Origin of the sequence: Providencia sp., from assembly GCF_052096715.1 — a bacterium.
Taxonomy (GTDB): domain Bacteria; phylum Pseudomonadota; class Gammaproteobacteria; order Enterobacterales; family Enterobacteriaceae; genus Providencia.
In genome coordinates, this window is sequence record NZ_JBQDNB010000030.1 from 17,282 (window position 1) to 42,663 (window position 25,382).

25 protein-coding genes are annotated in these 25,382 nt (G+C 36.6%); 13 read left to right on the forward strand and 12 right to left on the reverse strand.

What is annotated here, in order from left to right; all coding sequences use genetic code 11:
* Nucleotides 1-57 precede the first annotated feature (57 nt).
* A complete protein-coding gene (gene fliE / locus ACTH6U_RS18010) occupies nt 58-369 on the forward strand; it encodes a flagellar hook-basal body complex protein FliE (protein ID WP_336430847.1) in 312 nt (103 codons plus the stop codon).
* Nucleotides 370-1,068: 699 nt separating this feature from the next.
* Here fliE and ACTH6U_RS18015 read toward each other — a convergent pair.
* Nucleotides 1,069-3,309 carry an autotransporter domain-containing protein gene (locus ACTH6U_RS18015; RefSeq protein ID WP_441832827.1) on the reverse strand — a complete coding sequence of 747 codons (2,241 nt, stop codon included), beginning with the start codon at nt 3,307-3,309 and terminating at the stop codon, nt 1,069-1,071.
* 535 nt (nt 3,310-3,844) lie between these two features.
* Between ACTH6U_RS18015 and ACTH6U_RS18020 the strand changes: the two genes are divergently transcribed.
* The 3 genes from ACTH6U_RS18020 (at nt 3,845) to ACTH6U_RS18030 (ending at nt 5,882) form a co-directional block, all read left to right on the forward strand.
* Nucleotides 3,845-4,516 carry an MmcQ/YjbR family DNA-binding protein gene (locus tag ACTH6U_RS18020; protein ID WP_294107742.1) on the forward strand — a complete coding sequence of 224 codons (672 nt, stop codon included), beginning with the start codon at nt 3,845-3,847 and terminating at the stop codon, nt 4,514-4,516.
* Nucleotides 4,517-4,602: 86 nt separating this feature from the next.
* Nucleotides 4,603-5,646 carry a YeeE/YedE family protein gene (locus tag ACTH6U_RS18025; protein WP_336431475.1) on the forward strand — a complete coding sequence of 348 codons (1,044 nt, stop codon included), beginning with the start codon at nt 4,603-4,605 and terminating at the stop codon, nt 5,644-5,646.
* A gap of 8 nt (nt 5,647-5,654) precedes the next feature.
* Nucleotides 5,655-5,882, forward strand: coding sequence for a sulfurtransferase TusA family protein (locus ACTH6U_RS18030; RefSeq protein WP_294107738.1), 228 nt, complete (start codon nt 5,655-5,657; stop codon nt 5,880-5,882).
* A 570-nt stretch (nt 5,883-6,452) separates the two neighbouring features.
* Here ACTH6U_RS18030 and ACTH6U_RS18035 read toward each other — a convergent pair.
* Nucleotides 6,453-6,908, reverse strand: a complete 456-nt coding sequence (locus tag ACTH6U_RS18035; RefSeq protein WP_294107736.1) for a DUF1097 domain-containing protein — start codon at nt 6,906-6,908, stop codon at nt 6,453-6,455.
* A gap of 404 nt (nt 6,909-7,312) precedes the next feature.
* Here ACTH6U_RS18035 and ACTH6U_RS18040 point away from each other — a divergent pair, with 404 nt between their 5' ends.
* Nucleotides 7,313-7,813, forward strand: a complete 501-nt coding sequence (locus tag ACTH6U_RS18040) for a hypothetical protein (protein WP_441832828.1) — start codon at nt 7,313-7,315, stop codon at nt 7,811-7,813.
* Between the two features lie 160 nt (nt 7,814-7,973).
* Here the strand turns inward: ACTH6U_RS18040 and ACTH6U_RS18045 are convergent, their stop codons facing one another.
* Nucleotides 7,974-9,137, reverse strand: a complete 1,164-nt coding sequence (locus tag ACTH6U_RS18045; RefSeq protein WP_441832829.1) for a YadA C-terminal domain-containing protein — start codon at nt 9,135-9,137, stop codon at nt 7,974-7,976.
* Nucleotides 9,138-9,830: 693 nt separating this feature from the next.
* Here ACTH6U_RS18045 and def point away from each other — a divergent pair.
* On the forward strand, nt 9,831-10,334 hold the full coding sequence (def, locus tag ACTH6U_RS18050) for a peptide deformylase (RefSeq protein WP_441832830.1): 504 nt from the start codon (nt 9,831-9,833) through the stop codon (nt 10,332-10,334).
* Between the two features lie 201 nt (nt 10,335-10,535).
* On the opposite strand, the gene fliT is transcribed toward def, so the two are convergent.
* From fliT to fliD, 3 genes are read right to left on the reverse strand one after another with little or no spacing between them, the layout of a single operon-like run.
* A complete protein-coding gene (fliT, locus tag ACTH6U_RS18055; RefSeq protein ID WP_336430845.1) occupies nt 10,536-10,925 on the reverse strand; it encodes a flagellar protein FliT in 390 nt (129 codons plus the stop codon).
* Nucleotides 10,915-11,313, reverse strand: a complete 399-nt coding sequence (gene fliS / locus ACTH6U_RS18060) for a flagellar export chaperone FliS (RefSeq protein ID WP_294107726.1) — start codon at nt 11,311-11,313, stop codon at nt 10,915-10,917. The genes fliT and fliS overlap by 11 nt, the downstream gene beginning before the upstream one ends.
* 5 nt (nt 11,314-11,318) lie before the next feature.
* On the reverse strand, nt 11,319-12,755 hold the full coding sequence (gene fliD, locus ACTH6U_RS18065; RefSeq protein ID WP_441832831.1) for a flagellar filament capping protein FliD: 1,437 nt from the start codon (nt 12,753-12,755) through the stop codon (nt 11,319-11,321).
* Nucleotides 12,756-13,113: 358 nt separating this feature from the next.
* Between fliD and ACTH6U_RS18070 the strand changes: the two genes are divergently transcribed.
* Complete coding sequence (locus ACTH6U_RS18070) at nt 13,114-14,268, forward strand: FliC/FljB family flagellin (protein WP_441832832.1); 1,155 nt, start codon at nt 13,114-13,116, stop codon at nt 14,266-14,268.
* Nucleotides 14,269-14,724: 456 nt separating this feature from the next.
* Nucleotides 14,725-15,438: an RNA polymerase sigma factor FliA gene (locus ACTH6U_RS18075; protein ID WP_294107719.1), complete on the forward strand. Its 714-nt coding sequence runs from the start codon at nt 14,725-14,727 to the stop codon at nt 15,436-15,438.
* 324 nt (nt 15,439-15,762) lie between these two features.
* On the opposite strand, the gene ACTH6U_RS18080 is transcribed toward ACTH6U_RS18075, so the two are convergent.
* Nucleotides 15,763-16,209: a GNAT family N-acetyltransferase gene (locus tag ACTH6U_RS18080; protein ID WP_336430844.1), complete on the reverse strand. Its 447-nt coding sequence runs from the start codon at nt 16,207-16,209 to the stop codon at nt 15,763-15,765.
* A gap of 281 nt (nt 16,210-16,490) precedes the next feature.
* Between ACTH6U_RS18080 and cbpA the strand changes: the two genes are divergently transcribed.
* Together cbpA and ACTH6U_RS18090 are read left to right on the forward strand one after the other, a co-directional pair.
* Nucleotides 16,491-17,429, forward strand: a complete 939-nt coding sequence (cbpA, locus tag ACTH6U_RS18085; protein WP_441832833.1) for a curved DNA-binding protein — start codon at nt 16,491-16,493, stop codon at nt 17,427-17,429.
* A complete protein-coding gene (locus ACTH6U_RS18090) occupies nt 17,429-17,725 on the forward strand; it encodes a chaperone modulator CbpM (RefSeq protein WP_336430843.1) in 297 nt (98 codons plus the stop codon). The genes cbpA and ACTH6U_RS18090 overlap by 1 nt, the downstream gene beginning before the upstream one ends.
* A gap of 83 nt (nt 17,726-17,808) precedes the next feature.
* Here the strand turns inward: ACTH6U_RS18090 and ACTH6U_RS18095 are convergent, their stop codons facing one another.
* Nucleotides 17,809-18,426, reverse strand: a complete 618-nt coding sequence (locus ACTH6U_RS18095) for a bifunctional 4-hydroxy-2-oxoglutarate aldolase/2-dehydro-3-deoxy-phosphogluconate aldolase (RefSeq protein ID WP_294107713.1) — start codon at nt 18,424-18,426, stop codon at nt 17,809-17,811.
* Between the two features lie 16 nt (nt 18,427-18,442).
* The gene (locus tag ACTH6U_RS18100) at nt 18,443-19,375 is read right to left on the reverse strand and encodes a sugar kinase (RefSeq protein ID WP_294107710.1); all 933 of its coding nucleotides are present in this window, start codon (nt 19,373-19,375) and stop codon (nt 18,443-18,445) included.
* 228 nt (nt 19,376-19,603) lie between these two features.
* On the opposite strand from ACTH6U_RS18100, the gene kdgR reads away from it, so the two are divergent.
* Nucleotides 19,604-20,386 carry a DNA-binding transcriptional regulator KdgR gene (kdgR, locus tag ACTH6U_RS18105; RefSeq protein WP_294107708.1) on the forward strand — a complete coding sequence of 261 codons (783 nt, stop codon included), beginning with the start codon at nt 19,604-19,606 and terminating at the stop codon, nt 20,384-20,386.
* 61 nt (nt 20,387-20,447) lie between these two features.
* Here kdgR and ACTH6U_RS18110 read toward each other — a convergent pair whose 3' ends face one another.
* Nucleotides 20,448-21,365 carry a chitinase gene (locus tag ACTH6U_RS18110; RefSeq protein ID WP_434718685.1) on the reverse strand — a complete coding sequence of 306 codons (918 nt, stop codon included), beginning with the start codon at nt 21,363-21,365 and terminating at the stop codon, nt 20,448-20,450.
* A gap of 304 nt (nt 21,366-21,669) precedes the next feature.
* Between ACTH6U_RS18110 and ACTH6U_RS18115 the strand changes: the two genes are divergently transcribed.
* Nucleotides 21,670-22,029 (forward strand): hypothetical protein, encoded by a 360-nt coding sequence (locus ACTH6U_RS18115; RefSeq protein ID WP_336430842.1) that lies wholly within the window; start codon nt 21,670-21,672, stop codon nt 22,027-22,029.
* A gap of 89 nt (nt 22,030-22,118) precedes the next feature.
* Here the strand turns inward: ACTH6U_RS18115 and ACTH6U_RS18120 are convergent, their stop codons facing one another.
* Both ACTH6U_RS18120 and cutA read right to left on the reverse strand, forming a co-directional pair.
* On the reverse strand, nt 22,119-22,460 hold the full coding sequence (locus ACTH6U_RS18120; protein ID WP_294107702.1) for a carboxymuconolactone decarboxylase family protein: 342 nt from the start codon (nt 22,458-22,460) through the stop codon (nt 22,119-22,121).
* A 388-nt stretch (nt 22,461-22,848) separates the two neighbouring features.
* Nucleotides 22,849-23,196, reverse strand: a complete 348-nt coding sequence (cutA, locus tag ACTH6U_RS18125; RefSeq protein WP_336430841.1) for a divalent-cation tolerance protein CutA — start codon at nt 23,194-23,196, stop codon at nt 22,849-22,851.
* 699 nt (nt 23,197-23,895) lie between these two features.
* On the opposite strand from cutA, the gene ACTH6U_RS18130 reads away from it, so the two are divergent.
* Complete coding sequence (locus ACTH6U_RS18130; protein ID WP_441829461.1) at nt 23,896-25,368, forward strand: DASS family sodium-coupled anion symporter; 1,473 nt, start codon at nt 23,896-23,898, stop codon at nt 25,366-25,368.
* The last annotated feature ends 14 nt before the right edge of the window (nt 25,369-25,382 follow it).

Consider the following 25,382-nt stretch of genomic DNA (forward strand, 5'->3'; position numbering starts at 1 on the left):
GTAGGCAAGCTAAATAATTTTTTGAAAGAATTTACTCTATAACAAGTTGAGAAAAAGATGACAATCCAAGCAATTGAAGGCGTTTTATCACAGCTAAATGTTGTGGCGACACAAGCGACAAATCAAACTAAGCCTATCATTGAGCCTGTTGGTTTTGCCGATCACTTAGTTGCATCCGTTAATCAAATCAATCAGGTACGTAATCAATCAGCACAGAAAGTCGAAGACTTTACGCTAGGTAAACAAGATATTTCCCTAAATGATGTGATGGTTGATATGCAAAAAGCGAGCTTGAGCCTACAAATGGGGATTCAGGTAAGAAATAAGCTGGTGTCAGCTTATCAAGAAATTATGTCAATGCCAGTGTGATACTATATTTAATTGGATATTATGAATTAATTGCCTTACCGTTTTTTGCTTGGAGTAGCGGTAGGGCATTTTTATTCAAAATAGTCATTAGGTCATCGTTATTTTTTGTCGTCTAGGAGCAAAGATCTTTTGTAATTTTGGATTTAGAATACATTTCACCCAAAATTTTCACAAAGTATAATTAATTATTTGAGCTTAAAATAAAAAGTTATTTACTTTGAGTGCAGACCGAAGGTCGTGATTATAACCTTCAGCCGATTGCCTATGAGCTAAAAGTAGTATTGTATTAGCTATCTTTTACTATTCGTCTTGATGTCTTGGATTAACTTTTTATATTCAAATTAACTTTGCTATAAACAATGACCCAATTAGGATAAGTCATAAATAGCCTATGGTTATTGAATTTAATCGCTTAAACTGGAAGGGTTATATATATTTTATTAACCTTACACGTTAACGAATCGCTTTTACTTAGAAGGTGCGATATTGAAAATACGTTCACTTATAAAATCTTTTCTTAAAAAGAAAATAAAATTAATGTTCTATTGATATTTATGATTTTTCATTATGAATATCAATAGTTTGTGGCATATTTTTATCAAGTATAACAGTGAGTTATTTGACAGGGTTTATAAGATTAAGGGGTCTATTTTAGATGTAAATTTTAACATCAGACCCCTAAATCATTTGATTAACAACTTACCAGTAGTAAGAGTAACTTAAAACACCTTGCACACCATCGTGTTCATACGCGGTTTGTTGCCACTTTGTTGATGCGCGAATGGTTGAATTTTTAGTAACATTCATATTAATACCGAGGGATGCATAAGGTGAAACATTACGTTCGTCACCTTTGTCATAAGAGTAGGCTCCAATATGCGATATGTACCCATTAAAGGCATCACGTTCGCTATTTAATTTGAAATCACTACCAATACTGCCATCTAAATTAAGCATCTCATTGAATTCATGTTTAAAATTCATACCCAACTGCAAATCAGTGCGTTCATTGCCCATACGACCATATTTAGCAGCGAACTCTGCATTTTGATGCTCAGTATAGCCACTACGGCTGATTTTTTTGTGAGTTAATGCTATTTCAGGTTGAATTTGGGTTTGGTTAGTCACAGGTATTCCGTACCCAATGCTAAGACGAGCTTGATAGCCTTTAACTGTTGCGTCACCTTTACCATTTTCAGTGTTTTTTAGTGTATCACGAGAGATGCTTACATCTTGGTTTAAATAAGAAGCGGATATATCGGCATAAAAGCCATTATTATTTCGATTTTGTTGATAGCGCGTAAACAAGCCCACTGCGGGTTGATTTGAGCCACGAGTGTCGTAGTTATCACTTAATGTTGTACTGTTTGCGAAATTGACGGCTGCCCCAACTGTCCAATTTTCTACGGGTAGGCGTAATGTGCTATATAGACCTGTAGCAACTTGATGGTTATTGCTTACATTATTATATTCACTAAATATACCGACACAGTAATTACTATCACCTAGTTGGCAACGGCTATAGCTAAGATTATTTAATTTGCTTTGATAAAAATCGAGTACTTTAAAGCCACGCTCTGCGGTACGAGCCATTGCACGACTTGAATTGGTCGCATCAACAACTACAATTTCAGGCTTAGTAGGGTCAACAGGCTTAGTAGGGTCAACAGGTTTAGTAGGGTCAACAGGTTTAGTTGAACTTTTTATTTTCCAAAGGGTAGCGTGAATATCATTATCGTCCGTCGATGCGGCTCCTGCAACAATAAGACCATCATTTGAAACAGCATAGGCTGTTGAAGAACCACTATTATCAACTTTTAATGTGCCTAAGTTCATCATGCCAGAGCTTTCAGTCCAACGAAATGCATTGGTATCACCTTTCGCATTTTCGGACTCACCAACAATAACAGAGATATCATCGTTGACATCATGGGCTTCTGAAAATGTTGTATCATTGTTCGCTAAGCTGCCTATACTTACCATGCCCGTTTTTTCAGTCCAGCGAAAAGCTTGTTCAGGATGGGGGGCACTGGCGGGGCCAGTTCCGACTGTAGCGGCTCCCACTACAATAGAACCATCATTAGAAACAAAATCTGCTGTAGAATAAGTTTTATCTGTGCGTATTGAGCCTAGGCTTTGCATACCATCAGCTTTTGTCCACCTAAAGGCTTGGTGCGATGTATCTTCAGTAGTTGAAAAGCCGACAATGACGCGCCCATCTGTAGAAACACCATTGGCTGATGATGATCCTATATTATTTTTTTCTAGCGTGCCTAAGCTAACTATTCCAGTTTCTTTAGTCCACATAAATGCATTTGTAGAGCCATTATCAGTACTGGAGTCCCCTACAATTGTTGAGCCATCTGCTGAGATGCTATTAGGGTCGGAATTACCAGAGTGGTCAGCTCGAAGTGTTCCAATTGTTTTAAAGCTAACAGTATCTTTGCCGTTTTCCCAAACAAATGCAGTTGCATTAGGTCCCATTGATATTTGGCCAGTAATTACATTTCCGTCGCGTGATACTGCTTGAGCATAAGAGATACCAGCACCTATTAGGGGAACCAAACCACTTGATTTAGTCCAACGAACAGCGGTGTCGTTACCATATTTAGTTTGTGCTATACCAATAATAGTTGAACCATCACGGGAAAGACCATTGATAGAAACTTGACCTTGATTATTGGGTTGAATTGTACCGATATTAGTCATTCCTGAATTAGTGATCCAATGGAAAACGTTGTCATCACCCATAGCAGTAGTCATTTTTCCTGCAATGATTTGTCCATCATTGGAAAGATGAAAAGCTTCAGAATTTAATCCTTTACGACCATCCAAGTCTATTTTTTTTTCAATTTCAATTTTCTTTTCAGCTGCATAGCTTTGAACAACAAAAAATGAAATACCAATGGCAACTGCCATACTTATTTTGCTTTTATTCATAATAGATTCACTGTAAATAAAAAATTAAAGTACCTCTATGTAATAATTTCTGAATAGAGGTAATAGTTGTATTTAATTAAACTTAATATTATAACGCAATTAAACCTAAGTAAATAACCAGTTTGAATCTAAAGGGGGTGAGTATTATAATGTTAATTACTATGATGTAATAAGATAAATATGTTTTCAGATTTTAACTACAATAGGAAAAAGACTATAAAGTTTAATTTAGAGAGTATCGTAATAAATAACATTCACATTTATTAAGAACTATAATGATTTTTTTATGTATTTCAGTTACTTTAAAATAACTTCTTATTTTTATTTATCTAGAATTTAGATATGGCTTTTACTCACGAACTATTCATTGCATTGGCAAGTCTACAATGGCCTAATTCTAATTAAAAAAATCATAGTTAATTTAGAGTATGCTAAGTTGAGATTGCAATAATCCAACAATAGGGTGATGATAAAGCTTAAGGTGTTAAGATGTAATAAATTTTTTATATTAATCCGTTTAACGCTATGGTGTGCAATGAATACAATTGAACGTGTTGATTTTAAAAATAAAAAGCCTAATTTCGGTCGTTTGATTGATTATGGCTTTATCTTAGGTGACCAATGTTATGAGTATGAATGCACATTAAAAAGCAGTGGTTTTCATTTAAAAATAACTATTTCGCTTTCTGGTGTAGTTCATACAATGTTAACGGATTTGGATGCAGGAGAAGAATATACTTTGCATTTAAACCCAACATCGACAGGCGAATTTGTTGGCCTTGTTCGCCAAGAGTATAATCAAATATTATCGGATATCATCGAGAAATGTTTTGATAACAATGTTTTTAAGTCGGAACTAGCCAATAAAATTATTGAGTACGTTAACGTTGAATATTCCATTGAGTTTGAATATTTATGGGCTAAATTTCCCAATAATGCGATTGTGAGACGGTTGGATAATCAAAAATGGTTTGCTGCATTATTAACCGTTGAAAGAAGTAAAATAGGCGTATCTGGTGAAGGCATTATTGAGATTATAGATTTAAAAATGCGTCCAGAAGATAAAGAAAAAATAATTGATAATGATAAATATCTCCCCGGATATCATATGAATAAAAATCACTGGTTCACTATTTGCTTAGATGGAAGGGTAAGTTTTGAAGAAATAGTTGATAAGTTGAATGCAAGTTATCATTTGGCAAAATAAAAATTATTTAAATATTGCATGACTTATATCTAAAAAATTAAATTTTATCCTAAGTAGAATATCCGTTTTCAATAGGAATGATGCTTATGATAAGTTTATCTCATCTCTCCGGGCTTTTCTTAGGAATTCTTCTCGGCTTTGTAATGCAACGTGGACGCTTTTGTATGGCTGGCGGCTTACGCGATCTCTATCTTTTTCGTGATACTCGAATGCTGATTGCAATTTTAATTGTTATCTCTATTCAGAGTGTCGGCTTATTTATTTTCGCCCATTTTGAGTTGGCCAAAATTCCGACAGATGCATTTGCGTGGTTGGCTACGATTGTTGGCGGACTTCTTTTTGGTATTGGAATGGGATGTGCAGGGTCTTGCTCAACAGGTGCTTATTATCGAGCAGCAGAGGGGTTAATTGGCAGTATTTTAGCAGTAGTGGGTTTTGTTATTGCAAGTTGGTTGATTAGGCAGTCGATATTAAAAAATCTATTTCAACCGATCACCTCCCCAAAATTAGATAACAGCACTATCACTCAGACATTTAATATCCCCCCTTATATCGCTATTTTTATATTAGTCGCAATTACAGGGTTATTGGTATTTAGGTATCTCAAGAAAACGTCATCGATAAAAATACCGAGAATGAAAGCTAAAAGAACAGGAATTGCACATTTGCTCTTTGAAGCTAGATGGCATCCCTTTATTTCAGCAATAATAATTGGCGTTATTGCATTATTAGCATGGCCTTCAAGTCTTTCTGATGGGCGAATTGGCGGTTTGGGAATTAGTGGTCCGAGCGCTCAACTTTTCTCGTTAGTGACTGAAGGTAATTTGAAATTTTTTAATTGGGCTGGTTTTTTACTGATTGGTATTTTTGTTGGTTCATTTATTGCGGCAAAGGGAAGTCGAGAATTTAAATTTCGTCATCCAGGTTTTCCGGTCATTTTCAAAAGTCTAATTGGCGGCTTGTTTATGGGGGTAGGGAGTGGGTTAGCTGGTGGCTGTATGTTAGGAAATACTTTAGTGAATACAGCTTGGTTTTCATGGCAAGGTTGGGCATTTATTCCCTGTATCATTCTGGGAAGTTGGATTGTTAGTTACTTTACGATCATTCGTCCACAATATACGAAAAAGTGAGAAACAATATGAATACAGTTAAATTAGATACATGCGGCCATTTATGTCCATTTCCATTAATTGAAGCTAAAAAAGCAATAGAATTGATGGCAACGGGAGATCTACTTGTCATTGAATACGATTGTGCGCAAGCAACAGAAAATATACCTCGTTGGGCAGCTGAAGAGGGACATGAAGTTGTTGAGTTTGAACAATTCGCAGATGCTCAGTGGCGCATGCAAATAAAGAAAGGGTAACATTAGCATACGGTGGCGGTATATCCGCCGCTATTACTTAACGCTATGGTAAATTTTTACGCTATTATCTCTATTTGTTATTACTAAAATGCTTTTAGTTTTTCCTTCCTTATTTAATATTTGTTATTTATATTTTACTTTATGCAAGATTTAAATCTGATTCTTACTTTGGCGCTTTATAAAATCATACAGATAAATCCTAATTACTCCGTTCTTGTGTAGTTTCTTATTTTAGTTAATGAATATTCACTCAGTCATATCAACTATTTTAATCATTAAACGAATACCATGATAGTGGTATTATCGTTTCTTTAATAATACTTTTGCTATTTATTCCGTATTATTAGGTATTCATACTTGGCTCATATAGTTGTTATTCATTAGTTAAATCATTGTGTTATATATTGTTAGTATGTGAATTTAATGTATTATCAGTTTGGTCTTGAATTTCCCTTGGTTTCATTTTGATTATGTTCGAACCGCCATTATGGCGGTTTTTTTTATTTGATTTATTACCCAAATTTATCTCTTTAGATTTCCTACGTATTCGCACAAATTTGAGATAATTGATTATTTCAATTTTCGAGATAACCAAAGTCCACTTTGTTTCATGGAATAGCCAAACAAAACACCGACGATTAAAGATTGTATTGTTATCGCCCATTCGCCTTGAGCGGCAAATATCGCACATGCTCCAATAAATGTTCCAGGGATATAAGCAAACCATGATTTATGGGCTTGGATACACATTATAAAAGCGATAACGCCTGTGATGAGATATCCGATAACATTCGGAGAATCTTTTAGCCATAAACTGGCATGAATAATAATTAAACCCCAAGCAACACCACTAGCGACAGTGATAGCGGTTACAGCAAGTCCTTTGATGCCGTCTTTAGGATAGGCAAAATAGGCTGTACAGCCCAAAAATCCGGCCCACCCGATGAGCCCTAATGCGTCAGCAACCCATGCCCAGACGCCTGAAAGCAGTGCTGTGGTCAAAGAAAGAGAAAAAAGTATCTTCACAATTTACACTTAAAGTTATAGTTACAAGTGAGTAGAACGAATCCGTTAGTGCTGTAACGTGGTTCATCCATCAAATTTAGGCATTATTGAGCCGATTTTATGCGGTTATATTGCCCTTGCAGGGGAGTTCATCGGGGAAAAGTGCCAATATAATTGCCAAACATACAAATATTATGATTTTTATTATGTTATTACAGCCACGCTATCTAACAAAGCCAAGCATTGTATAGGGACAGGAGAAGCGTTGCAATTTGTATAAGACAAATTTATCAGCTTTAAATTAAGATGATTTAAGCTTACTGTAGATCTCCACTTTCCATTATTTGAACTTAGCTATTTTAGTGAGTCTATCGATGGAAGTATTGATGAATAACAATTGAATAATGCATAGTGGGAGTAACTGAATGAAATGGATTATTGCTGGTTTTACTGCATTGGTTTTGGCTGGGTGTGATAATGCATCTAACGCACCGTTTGGTCTTAATTGGGGACAAACGATCGATAGTGTCAATTTTATCAAAGGCGGTGATTGTAAGGTCAATGGAGGTAAAACAATTTGCACGTTCGATAATCAAAAGCCATTCAATGATTGGAGCTATCAAAATCAGCTTATATTTGAGGGTAATAACCTTACCCAAGTGGTTACAACTCTTGTCGGTGTCGAGGATTATTCATTGCCTAAACCTAATTTTGATAATTTTACGGGTAAATTGAATAGTGAGCTTAGTTACTTAACGTCGAAGGGTTTTAATAAAGAAACGAGTAAAATAATTAGCGATAAGTGTCAGCTTGAATCGACATGTAATAAAGTTGGCGAATCATCAAAAACAACCACAGGTATGTCTAACTTTTGGATTACCATTAATCCAACGCCAATTGCGATAGTGACATATACTCAAGAGTAAATTGTAAGACAGTTTCTGTAGTAGATTTAATTAACAGATATGACTAGTGAATAGCACCGATAAGATGTCGGGACTATTCACTATTGAGCTATTCACTATGCACTATTAGTGAGTGGTAATTAAAAAATAACTTTAGCTGTTGTGGGTGTTAACAGCTGAATTACCAGCCAAAAGCGATACCCGCCCCCATAACAGCACTATCTGAGTTATTCCATGATATGGAACTACGTAAGTTTACGTTTTCTTTGAGTTGATATTGTGCACCAGCAGCGATCGCGGTACCATTTTTGTAGTTTCCTGCACCAACGCCAGCACTAAAACGTGTATTGGTTGCATATGGAATGTTGCTCATGGCGGCAACCGAGGCAATGCCTGAATTAGCCTCTTTAGATCTTTGGTCAATTTTGTTGTCTAGTTGATTAACAGCATTATCATATTTGCTTTCGAACGCAGTAAACTTTTTATCATTGGTTTTTTGTGTTTTTATGGCATTGGCCTTTATTTTTGTAACAATGATTTTATTATTACTTATTTCTTTATCTATATTTTTAAAGTTAGCTTCTATTTTATTATTTAATTCGTGATTATTTTTATTTGTATTTTTGATTTCATCAACTAAATGATTGACTCTGTTTACTGTTTCTATTACCGATTTATTTGTTCTTATTGATTTTGTATGCAATTGATAAATAGTATTTTTTAGTCCATTTGAATTTTTCAAATTGATATTATTAGTAAGCGTATCAAATTTAGCTGGTGGAGTCAGTGGGAGGACAGGAGTAGATGCAGTAATAAGCCCCTCAGTAAATCCTTCCAGAAGTAGCATGTTTAATGCACTACTGCCTAACGCATTTTCAGTACTGATGATAGCCATAGTTGGGATGGCTGCATTTGAATGCTCTTGTTTTAATAATTTATCTTTTATCGTTGAAATTAAAGTTGTTGTTGATAAAGGTGAGATAAGGGGGGCATGAGTAGCAAAATCGTGGGGTTCTTGAGACGGTGATGTAATCTCTAGTGATACCATATTTTGCTCTTTATTGCTTTCATTTAAGCCATTAAAATATAATGGTTTTTTTTGATTCTCGGTTTTTAATTTGAAATCATGTAAGGAGGGGGCTGGTTTTGAATATATAGAACTATTGGTTTTGTTTTTTAAGTTATCTAAGGAGGAGGGCGTGGGCATATTATATGTATGATATGTATATTCATATCCATCATCTAATACTGTTTCATTATTAATAATTGGATTTGCTATAGTGGTATAAGATAAACTCGATAGCAAAGTAATAGTAATGCTATTTAATAATAATTTCTTTTTCATTCTGTAATTTCCATATAATTGAAAAAATAATAATTAAAATTAATAAATTAAGTTTAGTTAATTTTGCTTTTTAACGTGAAACGTAATAATAAAGAATTTTATTTTAATGGTAAAATCAGTTTTTTAATGATTTTGGTTCGGTATATCCGTGGTTGATTAAAATTAACACGGTAACATTTACAATGAAAATTAAAGTGATTAGCCTATTTTTAGTATTTATTTATAAATTAATATATTAAAAGTGAAATTAATTTTAATTAAATTGAGTGAATTAAAATTTACACTATAAGTTTATTATGTATTTGACTTATTTTAAATTACATAAAAATATCAATGAGTTAAATTTTTATAGTGGTAGCGGTGTAAAACTATAATCGTAAAGGCCATGAGCTAAAAGATAAATCAAGAAAACAAGCTGTTGAATAAAACACCTATCAAAATAATTCATCACTATTTTTTCTAATTCAGGTGTTTTTTTCTATATAACATGTTATTTTTCTGTAAAACTTGTTATGTAATCTATTTTTGTTAAGTGATTAAAACGCTGATCATGCGCTAAGGTATTGAGTTATAATAAAAGATATCATCAATCAAACAGATATGACATTTTTTGCATGTAATCACAAAAATAAAAAGACGATAATATTTTATAGATATTTGAATTAAAGTAATTGAATTAATAGGATTTAAGCGATGGCAGTAAGAACGATTATTGAAATTCCTGATGAAAGATTACGCATCAAGTGTAAGCCTGTCACAGATTTCGCGGCAGTACAAACATTAATCGATGATTTATTAGATACCATGTACAGTACTGATAGCGGTATTGGGTTGGCGGCGACACAAATTGCTGAAACGTTGTCGATAATGGTGATTGATATTTCTGATGACCGTAATCAACCTATGGTGTTTATTAACCCTGAAATTATTGAAAGTGAAGGGGAAACAAGCTATCAGGAGGGGTGCTTATCTATCCCCGAAATCTACGCGGATGTTGATCGTTTTTTACGTGTCAAAGTGAAAGCTTTCGATAGAAATGGTAAACAATTTATTGTTGATAGCGATGAGTTTTTATCTATTGTGATGCAACATGAAATTGACCACTTACACGGCAAAGTGTTTATCGACCACTTATCAACATTAAAACGTAATATGCTGTTGAAAAAATTAAAGAAACAGAAACGTTTAAAGCAATAAGCTATCTGCTTATTTGTTCATTCCAAACGACTACGATATTTTAAAATCTCCCGATGAATACGATAAGTAGCGCGTGGGATTCGGGTTGAAGTATGTGGCGGTTAGATTTTAGTTATCAAGTTATATAGCGAATCTATTGATTGCTAATATTTTTAAACGGAGGGTTTAAGTGCCAGCTAGAAATGCCTGACACCTGAATGCTCATTCCATGGGTTTAATAATATAAGGGGTCTCTGAATCATTAAACTGGCCGTAGCTATTATTGAGTACCCGCTTTTGTTCTAATTGCTTCATTTCTTTACTGAGAAAATTTAAATGTTTTTGTAAGTACTCTTTAGTGATACGTTCATTCTCAATAATTTGCTGCAAAAACTGAATAAATTCATCAGTAATGGGTTCTTGCTGTTCGTATTCATGGGTTAATACGGTGAGATTTTCAACCGCAAGCACATACTCTGTTTCACGAGAAACTAGTGTCTCCCACTGTGCAGATTTGGCCAAGGCCACTAAATTTTCACTTAATACTAAGACATTACGATATATTTCTTGTAAATCGATAGGATTTTTATTGTCCACCTGATTATCTTTCATCCACATTTGCACCGATTTGCTGCCATGCAGACGCGATATCGGAGAGTAATTGGTAAACTTCTTGGACTAAAGCCACGTCGTTTTCGAGGTTGGCGCGTAATAGCTGCATGACCATATAGTCATACAAACTTGCTAAATTTTCAGCAAGCTCACCGCCAGCCTCATAATTTAGCGATTGTTTTAAGCCTGTGTCAATGATGTCGATAACTTTTGAGATTTCTTTACCTTTTTCTGCCACTTTGCCTTGCGCCATAAAGATTTCACCTCGTTTAAGGGCACTTAATGCCCCTTTAAATAAGATTTGAATCAGTTGGTAAGGTGTCGCATTGGTAATTTCACTTTCTAAGTTGACTTGTTGATAAGCTTGATTGGCCTTACGTTGATACATAGTGATTAACCTAAAAGTCTGCTTAATGAGTTTGTGGTGCTACTAAGTGAACTCATCATTTTATCGAGATTTTGGAATTGACGACGATAGATGTCCATAGTGTTTTCAATTTGCTTATTGGTTTGTTCAATACGCTTATCGAGGCTTTTCTTTTTCTTTTGTATGCCGTCAGTGGCGTTATGTAAGGTGCCTTCTTTACTGTCTAAAGTATCTTTTAAGAAATTAAAATTTTCAGTACCAAAGCCAGTTTTTTCACCGTCACCAGCAAAAAATACTTTAACACTGGAAGGGTTCTCTTTTAGCGCTTTATCTAAAACTTTATTGTCAATTTCTAAGGTACCATCAAGTTTTTGCTTGATACCCATTTTATTGAGTAAATTGAGCTCTCCACTATTTTGGGCTGTTCGTACATGTGTGCGTAATTGGCTCTGAATGCCTCGTAAAGTTGAATCACCAATAAGTGGGCCGTTAGTTTTATTGGGGGCAGTGCCACTTTCTGTTGGTGTATATTTGGTTAATTCAGAGGCGAGTGTTTGGAATTCATTATAAGCATCGACCCAAACTTTGATTTTTGCTTTAGCAGGTTCAATGTCTTCCGACACAATTAAATGATCTGGTTTGCCGTTTTCACTTTCTTTTTTTAGGGTGAGCGTTAAACCAGGAAATAAGTCTTTAGCTTCATTGGTTTGTGATTCTAATTCAAAACCGTCAATTTCTAGCAGGGCATTTTGCGGGGCAACTTTTTGCTCCATGCCAGAGCTAGCTGCATTTTTTAAAGTCACATTGCCTTTATCATCAATATCAGATTCGACATTAAGTATGGCTGCTAGGGCATCATCCCCATCAACATTAATACTAATGCGATTTTCGGTACCTTCTTTTTTTGAGGTGACAACCAAATGGTAATTATTGGTTTTATCTTTAACTACTGAAGCTGTGATATTTTTATCAGTTTTATTAATAGCATCAGCAATTTCAATTAATGAGGTACTTTCATTATCAAGTTTGATAACGATTTTATCACTATCTTTTTTTTGCGAAGGCTGAGTAATGGTGATTGTACGTTCAGCGGCATCGCTACCTAATAGCGCTTTGTTATCTTTTTGTCCTTTGGTGGCAATGGTCTGTGCTTTAGCGAGCTGAGTGACTAAAATATCATGTACACCAGCAACGGCTTTTCCATCCGTTTTGACGTCAAAAGCTTTGTATTCACCCGTCACTTTAGTGGTGCTGATATCGCCGTACTTTTTTAAATCTTCCGCTGCTTTTTTGAGCTTTTCTAATGAAGATTGCATTTTGCCAAAGGCACTGATTTGTGCATCATAACTGGCTTTTTGGGTGTTTAGCGGGTCAAGACGACGGCGTTCCATCGCTTCAAGTTGGTCCATTTGGACGTTTAAATCTAAGTTAGCCCCGATACCGAGTGTAGATATACCTGCCATGTCTTACTCCTGAATATAAATCCTAAAAATAAATACTGTTTAGCTCTTTATCGGCGGATGGGCTGAAAATATTAGACTATTTCTATAAATAATGATGACGGGAGTAAGGGGGCTAAATAGAGGTAATTATCTTTATTAAGAATAAATGATGATGAAATGAATGAAAATTCGGGTATTAAATAAAAAAGTTATCCGTCAAGAAGCTGATAGCAGCGCCATTTCTTACCTTGTTAACAAAAATATTCATTAAAAGGCCTAAAGGGGTTTTGGTTGCAGCCGATAATCTACTTGCTGACGAAATTTACAGAGTTAAGCATCTAGGCTTAACGTATTAATATGAATAACAAGGATATAAATCATGGCTCAAGTTATTAACACTAACATTCTGTCTCTGACTACTCAGAACAACTTAAACCGTTCACAAGGCGTACTGGGTACTGCAATTGAGCGTTTATCTTCAGGTTCACGTATCAACAGCGCAAAAGATGATGCTGCGGGCCAAGCAATTGCTAACCGTTTCACTGCAAACGTTAAAGGTTTAACTCAAGCTGCACGTAACGCGAACGACGGTATTTCTATCGCACAAACCGCTGAAGGCGCAGTTAACGAAATTAACGATAACTTACAACGTGTTCGTGAACTGACTGCTCAAGCACAAAACGGGACTAACTCTAAGAGCGATTTAGAGTCAATCAATAAAGAAGTTAAAGCTCGCATGGAAGAAATCGACCGTATTTCTGAGCAAACTCAATTTAACGGTGTAAAAGTATTAACTCAAGACACTAAAATGAGTATTCAAGTCGGTACTAACGATAATGAAACTATCTCTATCGGCCTGAAAAAAATCGACAGTGCTACTTTAGGCTTAACTGGTTTTGATGCAGCAAGCAAAGGTGATATGGGTAAAGAAATTGATTACTCATCAGATGCATACAAGCAAGCTACAGGTTTACCTGTTGATAAAGCGGCAGCGACTACTGCTGCTAATGCGTTACAAGTTGGTGGACAACCAATTACAGGCGCTAAAGTTTTCGAAAAACTAGATGCTGATGGAAAAGCATCAGCAACAGAAGTTTATATCACTGGTAAAGACAGCACAGGTAAAGAAGTTACTTTAAAAGCAACACAAGCTATTACCGCTGGTGCTGCTGAACAACCTGGTCCTCCGATAGTTCCAGCAACTGCTGCTACAGTAGCATTTAGCGGAGCAACCGAGCTGACTGAAACAGAGCAATCTGCAATGAAGCCATTAGATACTTTAGACAAAGCATTGGCTCAAGTTGATAGCTTCCGTTCAGATTTGGGTGCGATTCAAAACCGTATGCAATCTACCATCAACAACCTGAACAACTCTGTTAACAACCTGAGCGCAGCACGCAGCCGTATTCAAGATGCTGACTTCGCAACAGAAGTTTCTAACATGAGCCGTGGTCAGATCCTGCAACAAGCAGGTACTGCAGTGTTGGCGCAAGCTAACCAAGTTCCACAAGGTGTTCTGAGTCTGCTTCGTTAATTTAGACTTGTATTCCTGATTAAAGGCCAGCGTTGCTGGCCTTTTTCTTTGGTCGTCATACTTCAAGTCGTAGATGCGTTGGCTGCATAAGGCCACCCGAATCACGTACTTATGTACGCTCATCGGGATAACCTTATTTGCCGCCTTCCTACAACTCGAATTATTTAGACCATCATTAGCCATTTTTAAAACTCCCATTTTTCAAATGTAAAGCCTAAGATTTAGCTCTAACCAAGTAATTTTTAAGGAAAATAGTGCTGGATTTTATCTCTTGTGTCACCAACAAATCACATCAAAAATCCACTTAGAACAACTATTAAAATGGTAATCATTCAAATTTTACCTATTTAGGATAGGGTAAATAGAGCCTGATTTAGCGCCTTACTCTGCGGATTGAAATTAAAATCAACACAGATAATAACTACCTTTCGTAAAACTTGAAGGGTGATTCAGGTTGTGAGTGATTTGTATACTGCCGAAGGTGTCATTAATAAAAATAGCCTATGGGAGCGTTATTACCCTCTAATACGCCATGAAGCCCTAAAACTGCAAGTCAGATTACCCGCCAGTGTCGATATCGACGACTTAATTCAAGCGGGGGGCATCGGTTTATTGCATGCATTGGAACGTTTCGATGCTACCCAAGGGGCTTCGTTCGCCACCTATGCGGTACAGCGTATTCGGGGTTCTATGCTCGATGAACTGCGTAGCCGTGACTGGGCGCCACGTAGTGTGCGTCGTCAAGCTCGCGAAATGACGAAAGCGATCGGCACATTGGAGCAATCCCTTGGGCGCAGTGCCACTGAGCCTGAAATTGCCAAAGCGCTCGACATTGACCTCGTTGAATATCGTCAAGCCTTGCTAGACACCAATAACAGCCAGCTATCCTCTTATGATGAATGGCATGAAATTCATGGGGAAAGCTGTGAACCCTCAATGGATGATGACGATGGCGGGAACCCGCTAAGCCTACTGATGGAATCCAGCCTGCGTGAGCAAATTGTAGCTGCAATTGACCAACTACCTGAACGGGAGAAAATGGTCTTGATGCTGTACTATCAGGAGGAGCTGAATTTAAAAGAGATAGGGGCGGTGTTGGATGTCGGGGAGTCGAGGGTGAGTCAGTTGCATAGTCAAGCTATTAAGCGTCTCCGCGGTCGCCTCAAATAGATGCTCGTCATACTTCGCATTGTGGGGGTGTTGACTGCTCTCGGCTACTTGGGTCACATACTTATGTATGCTCCCCAAGATATCCTCGCTGGTCGCCTACCCACAATACGAATTATTTAGAGCATCAGATGGGTGGCGAGGGAAAACTGACTTAATTCTAAGATTAAAAATTAAAAATTAAAATACTAAGTTATTTCTAAAGTATATCTTCGTTTGTCTTCCATTCGTATGGTGAACTATTTAGTTACTGCTGTGCTGTTGTTAAATCTATTTCGATATTATAATCATTTGATATATAACTATTTTTGTTTATTTATCAGCTAATCACTGTGATTCATTCAGCTTATCTAAAAAATTTTTGGCATTTGTGTGCCATGCGCGGGGTGATTGGCTGAAGCCCAATTTTAAGTATCCGGTGTGGTTGCTTTCAGTGGACAGAAACAGGATATCGCACTCGGGTGGGAGTTCTTCAGCGACCATACGCATAAGCTGTCGGTCGATGCCATGCTGACGATAGTTCGTATCTATCGCTAATTCGGCGATATAACAACAAGAACTAAAATCGGTGATCGCTCGCACAAAACCAACCACCTGTATTTCATCCCATGCACTAATCAACAAATCTGCATTATTCAGCATATTCTCTAATTGAACGATATTATCGGTTTGAACCGTCGCATTGAGCGGTGATTGCCTAATTAGCGTAATAAAATCTTCAACCGCAATCGAGTGATTAACGTGATAAGTAAGGCCATTTGCTATTGCGTCCATAGAGTGGTCCTTTGCAAAGAAAGATGCTCTTATAGGTTTAGCGTGAAATTATAAAAATTGCCTATTTTTTTTGTATTTTTGTGGGGCTGAATTGCTTTCTACATTGATAATGGTAGTGATAAACATATATAGATATTATCGATATCCTCTAAAATAGTGGCATTTATGCGTTAAGTCATATAAGTCAAATTTGAGTCGGTTATTATATTTACCTGACCTATAATTGATATCGTAGAGCACCATAAGAAATCTATCCACCATGAAATAAACAGGATATGACTATGGAATTAAAGGATTATTACACCATTATGGGTGTAAAACGTACCGATGACCTAAAAACAATCAAGACGGCTTATCGTCGCCTAGCACGAAAATATCACCCAGATGTCAGTAAAGAACCCGATGCGGAGGCGTGCTTTAAAGAAATTGCCGAAGCGTGGCAAGTTTTGAGTGACAAAGAGCGAAGAGCAGAATACGACCAACTGTGGGAACACAGAAATGACCCACAATTTCAGCAATATGGCCAAGGGCAGCCTAATCAATCTTATCGTCAGCAAGGGGCTAGCCCTGAAGATTTTGACGACATTTACTCCTCAATATTTGGCCAACGTGGGCGCAGCTCTTGGCATCAACAACGTAGTACGCGCGGTCACGATTTAGAAATAGAATTGGCCGTTTTTTTAGAAGAAACCCAAGAAGCACATACGCGAACTCTGAGTTATAACTTACCTGTATATAATGCTTATGGCTTTGTTGAAAGTGAAATACCTAAAACTCTGAATGTGAAAATTCCGGCAGGTGTTGTAGAAGGGCAACGAATTCGTTTAAAAGGGCAAGGAACGGCAGGGGAGAATGGTGGCGAAAATGGCGACTTATGGCTAACAATTCGTATTGCACCGCATCCGCTATTTGATGTTAAAGATCATGATATTGAAATTGTTGTCCCACTCGCTCCATGGGAGGCGGCTTTAGGCGCTAAAGTTACCATACCGACCTTGAAAGAAAAAATTGCCTTGACGATACCAGCTAATAGCCAAGCGGGACAAAGGTTGCGCGTAAGAGGCAAAGGGTTGGCGAGTAAAGAAAAAACCGGCGATCTGTACGCCATCATTAAGATAGTCATGCCAACCAATACAAATGCTGAAGCGACTGTACTTTGGGAGAAACTCGCAGCCTCCCAACAAGGTTTTGACCCACGCAAAGATTGGGGGAAAAAATAATGGGACAAATTACTACACTCACAACCGTTGAATTTTGCGTTCATACGGGTATCCGTGAAGATGAATTGAATGAAATTGTCGGTTTAGGGATAGTTCAACCCATTATCAGCCATACAGAATGGTTATTTGATGATAGTGCGGTTGTTATCGTTCAACGCGCAGTGCGCCTTTATCATGAACTGGAAATTGATTGGCCGGGTATTGCAATTACCATCAATTTACTTGAAGAGAATGAACTGCTTAAGCAAGAAAACAATAAATTACATCAACAATTAAAACGGTTTATTAATAGTTGATTTGAGTTAATTTCCTCGATGCAAACAGCAAGCCTCGTACCATTTTTGATTTTGGTAACGAGGTTTGCTTATCTAACTAAAAATTAAATACTAGCGGCTTCAGCCACTAACTTGCCAAGTTCTTGCCAATTTTCGCTATCAATCAGCGAATTAGGTACCATCCACGAGCCACCACAAACGAGAACAGACGGTAGTGCGGTATATTGAGCAATATTGTTCAAACCAATACCGCCAGTTGGCATAAATTTGACTGGGTAAACGGCACCTAAGGCTTTTAACATCGCAACACCACCAGAAGCTTCTGCTGGGAAGAACTTCAATGTGGTCAAATTAAATTCAAGCGCCTGTTCAACCAAACTTGGGCTATTCACACCAGGAATGATAATCACATTTTTTTGTTGGCAATAAGCGACGATTTTTGGATTAAAACCCGGGCTAACAATAAAATCAACACCGGCTTCAATGGCTTGATCCACTTGAGCTGTAGTTAATACGGTACCAGCGGCAATGAGCAAATCAGGATAAGCCGCTCGCATGTTTTTAATTGCTTGTACTGCCGCAGGGGTGCGAAAAGTCACTTCAGCGCAAGGTAGGCCATTTTCCATCAATACTTTTGCGAGTGGTGCGCCATGTTCAGCGTTATTAATTGTAATAACAGGGACAACTTTGAGACTTTTTATTTTTTCAAGTAGCTGATTCATTATTTAACCTTTTCAATTAATTAATAGCCGGCATTGCTTCAGATGGAATTATCGCTCCCCGGTGTTGGATGACGGTTCCAGCTAATAAATGGCCTGTTTTTGCCGCTTCGATAGGTGTACCACCTAATATACGACATGCAAGATAACCTGCACTGAAAGAATCCCCTGCGGCGGTAGTATCCACCACATGGTCGACTTTATTGGCAGGTACTTCGATTTTTTGATGATCAATAATAATAAAACAGGCTTCTGCACCACGTTTAATGACGATCTCTTTTACACCACATTGCTGAGCGCGGGTGATGGATTCAGCTTCTTGGATATCACCATAGAGTAGTTGTTCGTCATCAAAGGTTAAAAATGCAATATCAGTTAGGTTTAGAATTTGTTGATATGCTTGTTTTGTAACATCTTTTGAAGGCCAAAGTGTAGGGCGGTAATTATTATCGAATATTATTTTAGCGCCATGCTGCTTAGCTTGTTGAAGAATTTCAAACAGTAATTGGCGTGCGGCGTCGGGTAAAATGGCTAAACTGATGCCACTAAGGTAAATAAATTGTTGTTCATTAAGAAGTTGCTGTGTGTGTGCTTTGCTGTCTTCATTTAACCAAAATTTAGCGGCTGCATTATCACGCCAATAAAAAAAACGGCGCTCGCCATCGGGTGAAGTTTCAATAAGGTACATGCCGGGAAGAAGTTTGTCTGAAATTGCGACATTTTCAGTGTTGATACCTTCTTGCTGCCAGCTTGAAAGCATTTGCTGGCTGAATGGATCTTGTCCTAATCCAGTAAGGTAACGGGTTGTGACACCTTGTGATTGCGTTAAGCGTGACAAATATAACGCAGTGTTTAGCGTGTCGCCACCGAAGGTTTGCTTATAAAGCTCCCCTGATTTTTGCAACTCAACCATACATTCACCAATAACGGCAACTTGTAGACCTGTACCCATATTTACCACCTACTCTATGACGATAACTTTGCGTGTTGCTTACTATTAAAACGCATTTTCAAAATAAGTTCAACAAAATGAAACGCTGTTTTAAAAATATCAAATCACTGTTCTTGTTTTTTAGTTAATGGGCAATTATGCTACTGGCTCTGTCGTGAAGTTTGACTGAATAGGTATAATGTAAATAATTAGATGCGATTTCTTATCAATAGTGGATGAATAATAGATATGGATAAAACAATTCAAACGGATGCGGTGTCTGCGGTCGTTAAGGTATTTAGTATTCTCAGTGCGCTAGGCGAACAAAAAGAAATCGGCGTGTCTGAATTATCGCAACGTTTGCTAATGTCTAAAGCGACAACTTTTCGTTTTTTACAAACAATGAAACAGCTCGGTTATGTGACGCAAGAAGGGGAAGCTGATAAATATTCGTTAACGTTAAAATTATTCGAACTTGGTGCTAAGTCTCTCGAATATGTTGATTTAATTGAAATCGCAGACAAAGAAATGCGTGCGATAAGCTTAGAAACCCATGAGGCGGTACATCTCGGCGCATTAGATGAAAATGCAATTATTTATATTCATAAAATAGACTCAAACTATAATTTACGTATGTATTCACGGGTTGGTAGGCGTAACCCTTTGTATTGCACTGCAATTGGTAAAATACTGTTAGCGTGGAAAAGTGAAGATGCTATTCGTCATGCATTAAAAGATGAGTCATTTGTTAAAAAAACACAGACGACGCTGCTGAGTATTGACCAATTGCTGGCGGAGTTGGCATCGGTACGTGAATTGCATTATGCACAAGATAGAGAAGAGCAAGAATTAGGTTTGCGCTGTATTGCAGTGCCAGTATATGACCGTTTAGGTCACGTGATTGCAGGGTTATCGATATCATTTCCAACGATCCGTTTTGATGAATTGCAAATTGACCATTATGTGACGTTATTAAAAACCGCTGGTCGAAACGTGTCTGAGAAAATGGGTTTTCATCATTATCCGTCATAGGTAGAGCGGCCTATAATAGATGAGCACAAAACTATTTTTGTACTCATTGGTGTATTAATAATTAATTGAGTGCCTGTGTAAAACACGCAGAATACTCGAAATCTTCTGTTTGCTCTGGATTACCTGAGCTTGTTGCTTCAGGATAGGGACTAGCACCCGGCATGTCTCGGGTAAGACTCCACATTGAGAGTAAATTGACGCCAGTGGTTTTAGCAAAATCACTCAGAATATTGACATCATCAAAAGTAAACATCGTTAGATCATCATTCAAGCCAATCATTGGCGTAATTTGGACCAAATTAAATAGCTCACTGTCTGATAGTGTCGGGTAAAAGGTCTCTAATTGATTTTTGATACTGATTGCCGCTTGAATGGCCGCTTTACCTAAATCTGGGTAATTAGGGTTATAATAATCCATTGCCATTCCATTGATTTTCATGACTAAACCTGCATCAATCGATTTTTTAACTAGTGCAAGTCCGGTACTTGTTAGGCCTGTCGGCATAGTGGGTAAAGTGAGGCTTAGCGTTATTTCGGGATTTCTTTCTATGATAACCGCTAATGCATTGAACGCTTTATCTTCATCATAAAGTCCATTTTCAAAGTCATAATCTAAATGAGACGCTTGTAATATATCGATTGCTTGTTGATATGTTGCGATTAATTGCTCAGGTGTTTGTACTAGTGAAACATCTTTATTTGCTGCGCCACCAAAAGAGACCGCTACTTTAACCTTACCTGCAACTAATTCATCACTCATCGGTGTCGCCCATGAAATTGGCATGCTCGGTTGAGCTGACCAAGCAGCATTGTTGTTAGGATCTGCGGTTAAAAAACCAAGATACAGAATATCCATTCCATACTTTATTGCTGCTTGGCTGTACTCGGGGTTAGGTCTTCCATTTGGATAATTTTGCCAGTCATCCCAAATTGCATTTACGCTGACATCAATATAGGGGCCAAATTGTGTTTTGTGCATTAGGTATTCCTTCGCTGTGGTGATCAATTAAAATAAATAATGTCGTAAAGGCATATTTAGCGTGATCATTTTGAAGGAAAAAAGACAGAGGGTACAAGGTTAAAAAATAGCAGTGTGCAATTTTTAAGTTTACACTTTTTGCTTATGGAAAAAGAATAATCTCATCAATCAATTGATTGTATAGTTATTTATTAATAACAAGTTGAATGATAAGCTTTTTATATATTTATTTTTAATTTTTAATAGCATTGAATTATCAGATGCCTATAATGCCAACTTATATCCAAAGTTTGGAGGTATCTATATGTTTAGAAAGATTATTTTTCTTATCTTTTTTGGTTTTTCTTTTTGCGGTTTTGCCGCCGATTATTCATACCATGAAAAGCCACCCGTTGACCGTCAGTATGCAGAAATCGGTCAAAATCGTGAAGAAGTACAGGCAAAAAAACAATTTGTTTTTGATCCAAACAAGAAAATCGCGCAAGAGGATAGAAGCTATCAGGATTTATTGGCACAAAGAGATTCAGATGAAAAATCGATATTGAATAAGTTTACGTTGTGCGATATTAATCCCAAGAGTGCCGGCTGCCCTAATTCACCAGCGTGGATAGATGAGCCACAACAACTGAAACATATGATGGAACAAGCGAAAATACCGCACTGATCTGATATTGCGCAGGATGCGTAGGTAAAAAGAAACTAAGCGGATATAAACAAGAGAAGTATTAGCTTCTCTTGTTTGTGACCGTTGAGTTATTTTGTTAAAAATTCTTTATATGCGCTGATTGTTTCTGCGGCGTACATAACAGAAGGACCACCGCCCATAAAGATAGCGACACCAAGAGCTTCAGATAATTCTTGCTCTGTCACGCCTAAATCAACTAATGTTTTCGTGTGAAAACCAATACAGCCATCGCAGCGGTTTGCAACAGCGATACCAATGGCAATCAATTCTTTGGTTTTTTTATCCAAGGCGCCATCTTGAGTGCCCGCAGTAACAAGGCCAGAAAATTGCTTCATGACATCTGGAATATGCTTGCCCAATTCATTTAAATTACCGGAAATATTGCTGGTTATATCTTTAAATTTAGTCATTTTTATATCCTATAAGCCGTTTATCAATAAAAAAAAACTTCACTAACAATATGCTTTTTAATATAATGTTTTTATATAATTTATCAAGGTAATATATTAAAAAATTAGATTATAGAGTTAATGGCTTTTTATTTTTATGCTATTGAAATATTCCATTACCTGAAATAAGCGCTTTCGTTAATATCAGAGTTTAGTTCTGAAGGTGTGAAAAATAAGCAAAAAAAACCCTCCAAAATAAGAGGAGGGGAAATAAATAAAAATATAAAGCGAGGCTATCTGTATAACATTAAATTATTATAAACCATAGCCGACCAGTTAGTTTAAATTGTAAACTCATAATAGAGGTAATTTGATTGTCAAAAAATAATATTAAAATCATATGGATATGTCATTTTATGGAGTTTATTAGCCATTGTAAATAATTATCTTCTACTTGGTTTTGGTCTAAGCGGATCAATTCGGGTACTGTATATGGGTGAATTTCTTTAATCATCTCAAATAACTTAATTTGATTAGTTTGCATTGTTTTAATGAGTAATAATATCTCCTTATTTTGAGTGATTTTTTCCTTCCAAAGATATAACGAAATTATCTCCGGTAATAATGATACACATGCTGCAAGGCGGTTGTTTAGCAAAGATTGTGTTATTTTCATCGCGCTCTCATAGCTATTTGTTGTACATAAAATAATACAGGGTTGTTGGTTAGTCATAATATGAGTGTCATTTAGTGTCATTTTTATTTCCTTAATAGAAGTAGTCTTATTTGGAATAAATACACTGTAATGTTAGATTAAATACAACTGGAATGTTTAAATATTAAAAATAGATATCAATATAAAATCTAATTAATATTTAGTGTTGTTATTATATCAATTGAAAATAAAACTCATAGTCGTTGTATTTATTGTGGTGACTATTTTGAATTGGTTGTTATTTGTTCGGTTTGAGCTTGCTATTTGACCTTTTGTATCGGCTTTATTGGATTTAAATATTTACTATGTATATCTAATTTATTGAATCATTTTTATATTTACTTTCATTTACTCGATTCAGCCTACAGATTTAGGGATGTAGATATAATTTAGTTTGTTTTTTTTGTATATTAAGATTGACGCCAACAGAATGATTTATCTTAATTTAAACTCTCAATGACTCTTTTACTCAATTTGCGGGTGAGGAGTTGTTTTAATAACTAAATATATTTGTATTGTGTTTAGTAATAAGTCATGTGTTTGCGTACTAAATAAAAAACATTTACTCAAAGTATGAATTACACTCTGTTACAAAAATAGTTACTTTTTATCCTAAACAAAGTAACTCACTGATAACGATCAAGGTTTATATAGGATGGTTTGTTAACATGGTGATAAAGATAAGAATATATAACTGTTTTTTCTCTGTTACTCCATCTTATAACTTGTATGGATACCCTAATGAATAAATTGACGCCGTTAAAACCTATACCTACCTTAATAGCCTTAGCTATCACTTTAATTATTTGGTTTATTATTCCTGTTCCTGAAGGGGTTAATCCGAATGCTTGGCATTTGTTGGCTTTATTTGTTGGAACTATTGCAGCCATAATTGGGAAAGCATTGCCGATTGGTGGTGTATCAATTGTGGCTATTTCTCTGGTCGCAATTACAGGTGTAACTAATCCTGAATCAACTAAAGGGGCAATAGCTGATGCATTAAGCGGCTTTTCTAATGATTTAATTTGGTTAATTGGTATTTCAATCATGGTTTCGATGAGTTTAAATAAGACTGGATTAGGCGCAAGGATTGGATATTATGTTATTTCATTATTTGGTAAAAAAACCTTAGGAATTGCGTATTCGTTAGCAATTGCAGAAACAATATTGGCTCCAGTTACACCAAGTAATACTGCTCGTGGTGGGGGAATTATTCACCCTATTATGCGCTCGATTTCAGATAGTTTTGGCTCAAAGGCTGATGATGGCACAGCGGGGAAAATAGGGCGTTATCTTTCTTTAGTTAACTATAATATTAATCCTATTACCTCTGCGATGTTTATTACTGCGACTGCGCCAAATCCATTAATAGTCAGTCTGATTATTAGTGAAACAAGTCAGGGGAATGAATTGACTTGGGCTATGTGGGCAATCGCAGCTTTTGTTCCTGCGATTGTGTCATTAATTTTAATGCCTCTTATTATTTATGCAATGTATAAGCCTGAAATTACCTCAACGCCAGACGCACCCGATTTTGCAAAGGAACGTTTACAGCAATTAGGTCCTATCTCCTTACCTGAAATAATTACTTTAGCAGTATTTGGACTATTGCTATTAATGTGGGCAGGGGTACCGGCTATGTTATTTGGCCCAGCGTTCAGTGTTAATGCGACCACTGCTGCATTTGTTGGTTTAAGTATTTTATTGGCAACTGGCGTCATCAATTGGGATGATGTTCTTAAAAATAAAGGTGCTTGGGACACTGTCGTATGGTTTTCCGCATTGGTTATGATGGCGAGTTTCTTAGGTAAATTAGGCTTAATTAAATGGATGTCATTATCGGTTGGTAATTCAATTGATAGTATGGGAATTAGTTGGGTATGGGGCACGCTAATATTGGTGCTTATCTATGTTTATTCTCATTATTTCTTTGCGAGTACCACTGCGCATATTACCGCTATGTTTGCTGCATTTTTTGCGGCTGGTTTAGCGCTTGGCGCACCGCCAATGTTATTAGCTTTAATTTTGGCATTTTCTTCATCTCTTATGATGTCTTTGACCCATTATGGTACAGGCACGGCACCCATTATTTTCGGTTCGGGTTATGCCACTTTAGGCGAATGGTGGAAAGCTGGTTTTGTGATGAGTGTGGTGAACTTAATTATTTGGATTAGTTTAGGAAGTCTTTGGTGGAAATTTCTTGGTTATTGGTAACTGCTTGCAGATAA